The organism is Novosphingobium sp. BL-S-34 (assembly GCF_056857015.1).
On sequence record NZ_JBXEPV010000003.1, the window covers coordinates 561,684 to 573,826 of the forward strand.

The 12,143-nt window shown below is 59.8% G+C and carries 7 protein-coding genes; 4 read left to right on the top strand and 3 right to left on the bottom strand.

Going from position 1 to position 12,143, the window contains the following annotated elements; genetic code table 11:
* The first annotated feature begins 954 nt into the window (after positions 1-954).
* A complete protein-coding gene (locus tag AC1VV3_RS25355) occupies positions 955-1,311 on the top strand; it encodes a hypothetical protein (protein WP_482963234.1) in 357 nt (118 codons plus the stop codon).
* Positions 1,312-2,127: 816 nt separating this feature from the next.
* Here AC1VV3_RS25355 and AC1VV3_RS25360 read toward each other — a convergent pair.
* On the bottom strand, positions 2,128-3,669 hold the full coding sequence (locus AC1VV3_RS25360) for an ArnT family glycosyltransferase (RefSeq protein ID WP_465128514.1): 1,542 nt from the start codon (positions 3,667-3,669) through the stop codon (positions 2,128-2,130).
* A 460-nt stretch (positions 3,670-4,129) separates the two neighbouring features.
* Between AC1VV3_RS25360 and AC1VV3_RS25365 the strand changes: the two genes are divergently transcribed.
* Positions 4,130-5,986 carry an AsmA family protein gene (locus tag AC1VV3_RS25365; protein WP_482963235.1) on the top strand — a complete coding sequence of 619 codons (1,857 nt, stop codon included), beginning with the start codon at positions 4,130-4,132 and terminating at the stop codon, positions 5,984-5,986.
* Positions 5,987-6,021: 35 nt separating this feature from the next.
* Here the strand turns inward: AC1VV3_RS25365 and AC1VV3_RS25370 are convergent, their stop codons facing one another.
* Positions 6,022-7,236: a DUF2252 family protein gene (locus tag AC1VV3_RS25370; protein WP_465128860.1), complete on the bottom strand. Its 1,215-nt coding sequence runs from the start codon at positions 7,234-7,236 to the stop codon at positions 6,022-6,024.
* Positions 7,237-7,458: 222 nt separating this feature from the next.
* Here AC1VV3_RS25370 and htpG point away from each other — a divergent pair, with 222 nt between their 5' ends.
* On the top strand, positions 7,459-9,345 hold the full coding sequence (htpG, locus tag AC1VV3_RS25375) for a molecular chaperone HtpG (protein ID WP_482963236.1): 1,887 nt from the start codon (positions 7,459-7,461) through the stop codon (positions 9,343-9,345).
* 635 nt (positions 9,346-9,980) lie between these two features.
* Positions 9,981-11,204, top strand: a complete 1,224-nt coding sequence (locus AC1VV3_RS25380) for a hybrid sensor histidine kinase/response regulator (protein ID WP_465128511.1) — start codon at positions 9,981-9,983, stop codon at positions 11,202-11,204.
* 449 nt (positions 11,205-11,653) lie between these two features.
* Here AC1VV3_RS25380 and AC1VV3_RS25385 read toward each other — a convergent pair whose 3' ends face one another.
* A complete protein-coding gene (locus tag AC1VV3_RS25385; RefSeq protein ID WP_465128510.1) occupies positions 11,654-11,782 on the bottom strand; it encodes a hypothetical protein in 129 nt (42 codons plus the stop codon).
* Positions 11,783-12,143: the final 361 nt, after the last annotated feature.

Below are 12,143 nucleotides of genomic sequence, written 5' to 3' on the forward strand. Positions count from 1 at the left end.
CCGGGTGCTTCCCCAAACCCCCTTTCCAAGCATCTGCGCGCGAACTTCCGACCGCTCATGACGGCGAGCTTCGCCAGAAGCGCGATGGAGGCGCCGGTGCAACCCCTTTCGCCGGTCGCCCGGCACGAAACGAGCGTTTTTTTTGGATGTTGGCAGGACCTGTGACGAGCTCTCGGCTTGAATTTGAGATTTCTGGTTGAGCTTTAAGGCTGGCGTTGCAACTGCGCCAAAGGAGCTAGTGCGGTACAAAAATACGTTGGAAATTCAAGGCGCAAGAGATGCAGAGTTCTCAAATGCCGCGGTGCGCCGGCACCGGCGTTCGGGAGCTTGCGAAGAATATCGGATGCCAGCCTCGCCTCGGGAACTGGAGGTCGGCTCACCGGAGGCGAGTTTTCCACCAACACGCCTTATTGCCAGATGCCTGAAACAATCTCGCTTTCGAGGTGTTGAAACTTAGACTGTGTGTCCCCACGGTAGCTTGGCAACCGGTGCCCTCCGGTTCTTGAGGCCGCTCCTTCTTGTGGGGGCGGCCTCTTTAGTTTGGCAAAAGCGCAAATTTTCGTTTCCAGCTGGAACTATTCACAAAGGCTTACGATTAGTTGGGCAGGTGTCGGCGCTTTGCGCACTTTCGCGAGGAGTCGATGAAAACCGGTGCCGAGCGCCGGATTCACGAAAGAGACGAGGCCCTGCAGCGATGAAGCTGCAGGGCCTCTTTGCTGGCCGTGACACCGTTCGAAGCAGAAATTATCCGGCCGCTGCGCATAACAATCGGGGGAAGGGTCGCATGACCCTGCAGGGACCTGAAACTATTGCGTCAAGCCATAACAGCCGAGGCTGGGTGAGAACCGTCGCAAGAGTTTCTGGAGGACGGGTTGAATAACCGGCGGGATAAGGCTTTTCAGCTGGCGGAACTTTGGCTTGGCGGGGACCGTTTCCTTTTAAAGGAGACCGAACGTGAAGGTTCAAACACCGAGCGAAGCTTCGCAACCCAAGGCGGCGGCTGGCGAAGACCAACAGGATAAACACGCCGCGAGCGTCCCAGAAGCCCGTGGCGCGGACCAGTCGGACGATGGCGGCCGGCCCGATCGCAGCAGCGGCGAACCGTTGCAGCGCGACGCGGACGCGGATTCCAATCTCCAGGCCAAACCGTCCGTGAAACAACGCGGCAATATCGCCGTGTCATCGCAGCCTGCAGACGATCCCAATCAAAAAGATCCGAATGAGCGAAGTGACATGATCTCCGAGCGCCGAAATCCTGGCCAGCATGGCGGCGGGGGCGACCCCGGCTGGAAACCGAGCGGGCGTCCATAGTTGGCCGCGGCACGCAGGGCAGGAATTTGCTAGCCCAAAGCAGGGTTCGAGTACGGAAGCAGCGCCGCCGGCCGTCGCTCCCATGATGCTCCCGAAACCGCTGCCAGCCCAGCGCGCAAGGTAACCCTGTTTTAAGAGGGCGGCGGAGAAGACAATTGGTGAGCTACTCGCCCCGCGCGCGGTCGTGCTGCGTTCGAAGAATGCATATTGTCAGCCGAACTGCCGCCGCAAGACTTTACGCCTCAGCCGCTGCGGGTAGCTGCGCGTCGGTTTTTTCACAATTCAACGCGCGTAGGCGAAAACGAAACGATTGCCGGAGAACCAACTTTGCTTGCCGCATTTTGATGGGCGAATATTGCTCTTGATCCGCTAAGCAATTGGTGCACCTCGATAGCACGGCTGACTGCAAGGCTGAATTCAAGAGTAGCTGGGGCGCTGAAGTAAGCCGGCTGCATCAAGACGCCTGAAACGATGCACCTGCTTGATGCAACCTATGAGCCCTGGCGCAACCGATGTGGAAGTCATTAGCCGTTTGCATGCGGTCGATAGGGCCTTGGGTGACCTTGCCTACGGCAAGATCGCCAAGATGCAAATTGCGGCCCCTATGAATGCCTGTGCTTCGATTTGCACGGCGGCCCACGGTGTCCGTGTCGTTTGCATTCTCGGCTCGCACCTATTCCCCTGAAGGTTCCTGTCGGCGGATATAAAAGACATAAGGCGGCTTTATCGCGAAAACACCAGATTCAGGCATGGCCGGCCCAATTCTCCATTATTCCCTCTAGCGCCGGCGTCTCGTGCTCGTCTATCCGGTGATAGCTAGCTGAAGTTCCTCAGCTCCGGCCAGAGCTGTTCGAGCGGAGGCCTCACTCCCTCGCACAGTGCAATAACTTTACCGTTTTCGTAGGCCATCGCATATCGTGACCAGGTCCTGTCAAGCAGCGTTACCTTTTCGCAATACGGTTCCAGTCCCGCCAGATCGTCCTGAACGACTACCAGATGGCGAGGGCGCTGGCCGCGCATTCCCCATAGGAAATATTGATTATGACCGCTGAGAACGGGCGGCAAATGCCTGCCGTATAGGTCGAGCGCTGCAGCTTCGCCGTAATTGTCGACTTTAATGCCCGTTTGCGCGCGCAGCGGGGCGGGAAGGTGGTGCCACGCTGTCTCGACCTGATCGGTGAAATCGTGCCAGCCTAACTGGTCCGCGAAAACCTGCGGCAGAACGGTGCCTTTAAAGCTGCGTTCCTGCTGCTGAGGGGCGATGCCGATTCTGCCCATGTAAGCCGCGAGTGCGGCTGGCGAAAGGATTGGGAGCGCCATCGGCGCCAGAGCGGCGGAAATGATGACTGCTGTTAAGATCCCGAGGCCTGCGATGACCTTGCCCGGCCCGCCTTTTGCAAGAGGCGCCAGGCTGACTGCGCCGATAATGAAAAGCGAAGGGTAGAGGGGGGCCAGGTAGTAGTCCTTCCCGTGGCCAAGCCTGACGATGATGAACACGGTGACTGCCGCTATGGTAACGAAACGCAGGTCCCTGACCCGGCCCAGCACGAAGGGTGCGACAAGCCCGGCGGCGCATAAGGGTGCTAGCAGCAGGTTCATCACCAAAACCTGGTTTGCCAGGAACGGAAGAAGGGCCACATCTGCGTTTTTGCCTCTGGCAGCCGCGCCCAGCTCAAGGAAGGGAAAGCCGTGCGCCAGTTGCCAGACGAAGGAGGGTGCTGCGATCGCTGCTGCAAGAGCCAGGCCCTTCCATAACGCCGGGCGCAGCAAAATGCGCCGCTCTCGTGTCAGGAGCACGCCAAGGGTCAATCCTACCAACCAGAACGCCATGGCGTATTTGATCTCGAGCGCCGAACCGGCGACCAGCCCGGCAAGCAAGAGCGCCCGGTCGTCCCCGGATCGAAGCGCTTTCGTGAGCAAGTAGGCGATAGCGGTCCATCCCAAAGGATCGAAAGCCGATGTGTTGAGAGTGGCGGTAAGACCCATCAGCATAGGCGAAAGCGCACAGGCAACCGCCGCAAGCGCCATGGCGAGGGAATTTCCACCCAGGAGCCGAACAAACCGCACGGAAAGCCACACGAGCAGCCCGGCCGCGATCATGGCAGGAAGCCGCACCCCCCAGGCGCCAAGTCCCAATTTGAACAGCCCTGCGGCCATCAGGGGCACCCCCGGTGGCTGGTCGACATAACCCAGTGCTGGGTGCTGACCGCAGACGATGAAGTAAAGTTCGTCACGGAACAGATCGTATCTTGCGCCAAGAGCGGCATGTGCAAAGAACACTAGCAGCGCCGGTACGCAGGCCGCCAGGTCGACAGGCGCCCGATCAGGTTTAGTCGTTATTGCCATGTCCTCGGGCACTGCCTTTTCCGAAACAACCTATATCCCGGAATTGCATAGAAAAGCAGCTTATCTCAAGAGCCAGGCAAGGAGCACGGCGAACATAGCTTCGGGTAATGCATTGCATCTACGCCAGCTTCCCCTCAGGAGGCCTGCCGATGGTTCGGACGTGAACGCAATTGCGTTGTTCTGCTTGCGAATGCGTCGAAAGGGTGCGGCGGGTTTGGGTGCAACGCGCGCCGCTGCAAAATTCGGCCCGAGCTGCGAGCGTTCTTGAGTATTCATGAAGATCGTGATCGTCGCGGGGATATTATGCCCGGACTGGTCCCCGCTGCCGAGACACTCAATTCAATCCCGGGCCGTGCGCCAGCGGCAAGCGGGGATCATCCGTCATGTTCGCTCAGGCTCTCGGTAGCTGTGCTGTCTTAAGGTCGGTGTGCACCGCGCGGGAACATTTCGCGCTACCACTCGTCCACAGACGATGACCCGCGGCTCTGTAAAACGCATCGCTTTCAAGATCTCCCTCGCAGCATTGGCCGCGTTGATCGCACTGCTTGTGTTGGTTGCATCATTTCCGGTCTCGTGGCTCAAGAACCCGGTCGAGCACTTGCTCAGCGACAAGATAGGGAGGCCGGTCACAATCGCGTCGATGGACCGAGAAAACTATTTCTCCCTGAACCCGGTAATGCGAATGGCAGACATTCGCGTGCCGCAGGCCCAATGGGCAGGTTCTGGAGAAATGGCGACGATCGGCCTCCTGCGGCTTAGGCTGCATGCCATGTCACTGCTGACCGGGAAGATCGACGCTGACATTCTCTCGGCGCGAGGCGTCAGGATGAACCTGGTGCGCCGCGAGGATGGGCGAAAGAATTGGGAGCAGCCGGGGTCGGGCGCTAAGGCGGGAAATAGCACGGGAATGACCGTATCGAACGTCGAGGATGGGCTAATTACCTACCGCGATGGTCTTCAAAAGCGCAGCTTTTCCATTTCGGTTCAAGTCACACCAGAGAAGGGGCTCGCGGCAAAAGGCACCGGGCAAGTGGACGGCGCGCCGGTGCGGGTGGCGATCCAGGGCGGGGTAATGGATACCGCGCAGCCATGGCCCTTCGATGCGAGGATCGAGGGCACGGCGCTGGCTATCCATGCTTCAGGCAAGATGGCCGGGCCGCTTCGCTTCGATGACATGGATTTTCGAATGACGGCGCGGGCGGACGATCTGAAGCGGATCGACCGGATCATTGAGGCGGGTCTGTTCGGTACTCAAGCGGTCGATCTCGCCGCGGACGTTACTCATAGAAACAAGACCTGGTCTGTCCGTTCCCTGCGGGGAACTATCGGAACGAGCACGCTCACCGGATCTGTGACCGCGCTCAAGCAAGACGAGCGAACCAAGCTCGATGGTCGCTTGCGCTTCGCCCGCCTCGACTTTGACGATCTGGCAAGCAATGAAGGTCATGCCAGGGCCCTGCAACTTGAACAGGCGCAGGGTTTGCGGCTGGTTCCGAACACGCGGGTCAATATCCGGAAAATTGACAAAACCGATGGCCGTATTGCGGTCAACATCGATCGTGTGGTCGGCGGACGACGCCCATCCTCAATCACCGATCTCTCGGCCGTCCTGACCTTGGACAACCGGTTGTTGACAGTCGAGCCGCTACGTATCGGCATGAAAACCGGGGAGATCACCGGCAAGGCGATCGTCGATCAGAGAGACGGCAGGCCAGTCCCGCGCGTGACGCTCTCCCTCGACTTGAAGCACAGCGACGTTTCCGCGCTCGCAGGCGGGGGAAGCGCGGAGGTGACCGGACGAATAGACGGGCGGGTTCGGTTGGAGGGAAGTGGCAGCACGATCCGGGAAGTGGTGGGAAATGCCGATGGCTCGATCGGGTTGGCGGCACAATCGGGATCGCTTCCCTCCAAGATCGCCGCTTTGATCGGCTTCGATATCGGCAAAGGAATACTGGGCAGCGATGCCGGCCGTTCGTCCTTGCGCTGCGGCATTCTCAAGCTGGATATGCGCGGCGGGCGAGGAACTGCCAATCCCTTGCTGATCGATACCAGCGTAAGCCAATCGCGTGGAACCGGCACGGTTACGTTCCCCGACGAGCGCCTTGCCCTCACCTTGGAGGGCACACCCAAGACCGATGCCGGGCTGCGTTTTCCAGGCCCGATCAATGTGAGCGGAACGATCCGTGATTCTGAGATCATCGTGCCCAAGCAGTCCAAATCGGTGGGGGCAATCGTCAAGATGATCGGGCGCGCGATCAGCGGAAAATCCGGGCCTATAGCGCCCGATGCCGATTGTAGCAGCCTGATCCGCGCGGCACTGGCAAAGTAGACGGCCAACTGTATCGCGGACCTGGGAGTGGCCCTTCAGTTGGCCAAAGCGTAGACCCGGCAATGCTCAAGGTAACCTGCCTCATGGCGGGCGGCGAGTTCGACAACGGAACGCCAGAGCCAAGACGGCGCATCAAGACCCGAAAAACGACCTTTTCTCAAAACATGCAGCCAATCGCTGCGCACCCCATCGTCCATCTGGCGCGCATGGGCCTTGCCCACGACATGCGCGAGATAGCGTGCCGCCTTCTGCGCCTCGGTCCGCGAGAACTGCTCGACCTCGATCTTGAGGTCTTGCGGCATCAACTCCCTGACGAACATCGAATGACCAAGCAGCCGCGCCGTGGCCATACGCTCACCGAGATGGGGTGAAAGCGCAAGAGCAGCCGCAAGCACGCGCTGGGCCGGTTCGCTTGGCATCGTTGCACCGGGCGCCGCGGGAGCGATAGGATCGACTGCTTCCTTGAGATCGATCAGCGAATAATCGATAGTATCGCGCCCCTTGAGCCCGACAATTGCGGCGAACCGAAGCAGCCCGAGCGAACTACATCCTTTCATCCAGTAAGCCGCATCCGCCATGAACGGCTTACGGTCCTCTCCCTTGCGGTCGAGCGAGAGTATCATGCGGCTGACTGGCGGGTGGATCACGATCTCGCGCAAAGCGTCCCGCTCATTGTCGTCTAGCGGCCAGAAACGCTTGCCGATCGGAATGGCCGGCTCGACATCCTCCAGGCGCTCCTTCGCGAGATGCCGCCACTTGCGACTGATGGCACGGCGGCGGACCGTGCGGACGACTTCCGGCTCCTCCTCGCACACCATTCCTTCATCGTCAGGGGATACAAAGGCGCGTTCATAGCCTTCGATCATCTCTTCCATCATTCGCGCCGTGATCACGCCTGGGAGGTCCGAACCGCGCGCAGCGGTTGCCAGCGAAAGACCCAGACGGATCAGATCGTGGGCGGGATTGCCGATCACCGCTTGATCGAGGTCGCGGATCTGGATGGCGACCTTGCCTTTGCCGTCAGCGATCGGGCCCAGATTGCCGAGGTGGCAGTCGCCGCAGATCCACACCGGTGGCCCTTCGGGAATGACCCGTGCAGACGCTGTGTCCGCCAGCCATTCATAGAACCGCAGCGTGTTTCCTCGAACGTATGCATGTGCAGAGCGGGCCATCTTCAGATCCCTGCGGGCGTGCAGGATGGAAAGGCGTTGTGCTGGGTCAAAATTCTTCATCGCGCAATGAACGAGCAACAAAACCGCTAGTTCCGCTCGCCTCAGAGCCGGCTGGAGAACCTGGGATATTTAGCTCATCCCCGGCTGACTCAAGGCGGCAGTCCGAACGCACGCCGCCGATCGCAGGTAATCACGGAGACCTCGGCCCCTGGCAACAGCATAACCGAGCGCCCCTTGAACGAGAGCAGCGTTCGATCCATCTGGCGCGGGCAAGTCTTAAACATGCGAGCTAAGGATACGATGACCACAGATTCAGCTATCGCCCCTGAAACCCGCGCCTTTGAGGCGGACGTTTCCAAGCTCCTGCACATGATGGTTCATTCGGTTTACTCGGACCGGGACGTTTTCCTGCGCGAGCTGATCTCGAACGCTGCCGATGCGTGCGAGAAGCTGCGCTACGAAGCGATCGCGGAGCCATTGCTTCTTGGAGAAGATCCGCAGCCGCGGATCACCGTGACGCTCGACAAGGAAGCAGGCACGCTGACGATTGCGGACAACGGCATCGGCATGACCGCCGCCGACATGGGCGAGACGCTCGGCACCATCGCGCGCTCCGGTACCAAGGCTTTCATGGACCGACTTTCTGCAGAAAAGGGCGCTGAAGGGCAGCAACTCATCGGCCAGTTCGGTGTCGGTTTCTACTCTGCCTTCATGGTGGCAGACAAGGTCGAGGTGGTATCACGCCGAGCGGGTGAAACCCAAGCGGCCACTTGGTCTTCCGATGGCCTTGGCACTTACACTATCGCACCGGCAGATCCTGCACAGGCTCCGACGCGAGGGACGCGGGTGACGCTGCATCTTCTCGAGGACGCAGCGACCTATGCAGAGCGTTACAACATCGAGCGGATCGTCAAGGCCCAGTCCGGCCACGTTCCGGTTCCCATCTTCATCGAAGAAGCCGGGAGCGAGGAGGAAGCAGCCCAGGTCGCGGATGGTGTAGCGCTATGGACGAAGTCCAGGTCGGAGATCAGCGAGGAAGACTACATCGATTTCTACCGCAGCGCGGCGGGTCAGTTCGACAAGCCGGCTTTGACACTTCACTACCGTGCCGAAGGCCGGCACGAATATTCAGTGTTGACCTTCATTCCGGAGAGCAAGCCGTTCGATCTGTTCGACGCCGATCGAGGCGGACGCATCAAACTTTACGTGCGCCGGGTGTTCATTACGGACGAGGCGGAGATCCTGCCCCGCTATCTTCGCTTCGTGCGAGGACTTGTTGATTCCGCCGATCTTCCCCTCAATATGTCGCGCGAGATGATTCAGGACAGTCCGGTCCTGGCTGCAATCCAGAAGGGGGTAAGCAATCGAGTCCTGTCCGAACTCGAAAAGCTCGCCGCTGCCGAGCCCGAGCGCTACCAGGCAATCTGGGACAATTTCGGATCCGTGCTGAAGGAAGGGCTGTACGAGGATTTCGCGCGGCGCGAGACGCTGCTTGGTCTCGCCCGTTTCAAGACTACCGCCTCGGAGGGCCAATGGCGTTCGCTGGAGGACTACGTCGGTTCGCTGAAGGAAAACCAGACAGCGATTTTCTACGCGGTGGGCAATGATATTGAGCGGATCGCGAATTCCCCGCAGCTCGAAGGCTTCAAGGCGCGCGGCATCGAAGTCCTGCTTTTGCCCGACCAGGTCGACAGCTTCTGGACAACGATGGGCGCGGACTACAAGGGTAAGCCGTTCAAGTCAGTTACCCAGGGCGCGGCCGATCTTAGCCTCATTCCCCTGGCGCAGGGCAGCAGCGAGCCTGAGGATATTGGCGAAGACCTTGCCGGTTTCATTGCCTTTGCGAAGGAAGCTTTGGGAGACCAGGTGTCCGATGTGCGCGTTTCGGACCGCCTCACCACCAGTGCCGTCTGCATAGTTGCACCTGACAACGCGATGGATCTCCAGCTTGAGAAGATGTTGGCCTCGGCAGGCCGGGCACCCGAGAGGGCGAAGCCCGTGCTCGAGGTTAACGCAGGTCATGCCTTGATCGCGAAACTCGCGCGGACGGACGCTGGCGCCGATGAACGGCGTGACCTTGCGTTTCTCCTGCTGGACGAAGCACGGATCGCGGAAGGCGAGGCGCCGGCCGATCCGCGAGCGTTCGCGCAGCGACTCGAGCGCCTGATGACCAGAACCCTGGGCTAACGAGGGAGGGGAGCCGTCTGGCTCCCCTCGTTTGTCCGCCTGGCGTTCGGCGCACGTAAAATGGCAGCCGGCAACGCGAGAAGACGCAAAGCGGATCCTGGCCATGGCCGGATGTAACACTCGGGCGCCCGGCGCCCGGGCGAAGTGAATATGGTGCTGCAGGAAATTGCCTCACATCCGGCCTCGCTCGGATGCACACCCCCGGAAAGAAACTTGCCTCGACACGTTTTGAGCGCTGCCCCTGCGCGAAATCGGGCCAGATCTCCGGCGCGTGCCCGGCGCACGGATCTAGGCCTTTCCGGCAAATGGCAGCATCTTCACGGGCGATCTGCGAGCTGAGACATAGCCTATGCGAGCGTGAAACCGCCGTGGCCTTGATCGCATGCGCCGCCGGATGGATAGAGCGCCAATAGCTTCGGGGTACCGACGACAAACACAGGCCGCGACCCTTGTGGCTGTGCAAAGATGCATCCTCCCGCACCATGAGGAGCTAGCCCGGTTCCTGCCGCTTGCTGCGACCAGCAAAAGCTCTGCATTTGCGCGAAGCCAGTCCATCCTATATCGGTGCGGGGGCCTTCGAGACACTAGCCAATCAGGCATCTCAATCTCGAGCATAAAGCGCGGAACAATTATAAGTGCAGCAGGACGTAAAAACAGCGATAGTCGAGGGGTTTGCAAATCCGGCAGATGCATTGAAAGGGTCGATGCAAACGATTGCCCATATTCTGGCAGTCGATGATGTCCCCGCCAATCTGGTCGCCCTAGAGGCAATGCTGAAGCGAGACGATGTTGTAATCCGCAAGGCCAGTAGCGGGGAAGAAGCTTTGGAGCTGCTGCTGGAACATGAATTTGCCTTGGCACTGCTGGACGTGCAGATGCCAGGAATGAATGGCTTTGAACTGGCCGAGCTCATGCGAGGCACCGAGCGTACGCGCCAGGTGCCGATTATTTTCTTGACCGCTGGTGACGCCGACAGTCGGCGTCAGTTTCGCGGGTATGAGGCAGGCGCAGTCGACTTCATCCTCAAACCCGTTCAGCCCGATGTACTGCGGAGCAAAGTACAGGTCTTTGTCGATCTCTTCCTTCAACGCCGCAACGTTGCGGCTGAGCGCGACGGACTGGCTGATATCGCCGTGGCTTTGGCCGAGGCCGACGACGCCAAAGATCAGTTCCTCGCTATTCTCGCGCATGAACTGCGCAATCCGGTAGCCGCTTTAATGAGCGGCCTCGATCTGCTCGACCGGCCGCGCACCGAGGAAGGCTCGCGCGAGATCCGTTCGCAGATGCGGCGCATGGTCTCTCACCTTGGACGTCTGGTCGAGGACCTGCTCGATGTCTCTCGGATCAAGGAGGGTAAGTTTGCCCTGCGATTGGCTCCGCTAGATCTGCGAGATGTCGCCGCACTCGCGCTCGAGGGCAGCGGGCATGCCGTGAGGGCTGGAGGCCACCGCCTGATGCTCGATATTCCGGATCGGCCGCTGGAGATGACAGGGGACTTTTCAAGACTAGCCCAGGTGCTGGCAAACCTCCTCGTCAACGCAGCCAAGTACACGCCGACCGGCGGCAACCTTTCGCTGAGTATCCAGGATGCCGGCGAAGCTTACAGCATCTCGGTAAGTGACGACGGTGTGGGCATTCCTCCAGCCATGCAGTCGCGCATCTTTGAAAAATTCGCGCAAATCGAACGCGCTGGCTCTAGCTTGCAGGGAGGCTTGGGCCTCGGATTGGCGCTGGTGAGGCACTTGGTGGATCAGCATGGCGGAACGATTTCGGTTATAAGCGAGGGGGAGGGCAAGGGTGCCAACTTCATTCTGACCTTGCCCAAGCATCCCTTGATTGCGGTCGATCCTGCGGCGTAAGTATTTGCCAGCTTCGGAGCCAGGCCTGGTATATCTCTGGCGGTTCCGTCAGTGGATGATTGCTGGGCAGGGGGGATGAAGCTGAGTTGCGCCAGGCGCCAGGATCGCTCTTTTTCCCGGGGCCTTTAGCCGCGTGGATGCCGGCGTTCCGCCGGGGGCGAACGCCGTGTCCCTCTGCCCTGATCAGGCGCCCGGTTTCACTGAGCCGAACGTTGGCTTGCGGCAAGTCGCTGCAAAGCCGCTCCTCCAGCTTCAATGCATCTGGCGAAAGTTTGGGGCTCGACAAGGCCCTCGGCGAGCCCTCGACCAGTTCGGCGCTCGACGAGCGAAGCCCCGTCACGCCGTCGCTGATAATGTCGGTCGAGATAACGGCAGAAGCAATGGAATCCTCCCGCCACTACCCGAGCCCGACAATACCGGCAAGGCCGGCAGCGCCGGTCAAGCCCCGGTCAGTAAATTGGCCTCGTTTCCGGGCTCATCGGTGTGCAGAAGCTATCATTCAGCTTTTCCGCGAGCGGCAGCTCCTTGCGGCGGGCCAGCATGGGCGGGACAAGGAAATAGAGCTGGGCGGCGATCATCAGCCAACCGCGCCAGACTTAATGGCTATACGGCAGGCAGGGACACGAGAGATGCCAAAACTATTCGAAAGTCGTACGGCGACTGTGTAATGATCCGGGAATATGGCTACTTTCTATCTGCAGAATGGCGGCCAGATACGGATTGAAGGGTGAAGCTGAACGCTTACCACTCACCACTCACGGGCTCCCAATATGAGACTATAACGTGAGTGGTGCCAATTCCGTTAGGCGGCGTGGAATTTGTTCACGCCTCCTAACGGAATTGGTCGGCATAGTTATCAGTCGGCTGAAGGGGTTATCCATTCCTACCGCGAGGTGGTGTTCTTCGCCTGTCACCTAATTTGTACGTGTAAAGCGACAG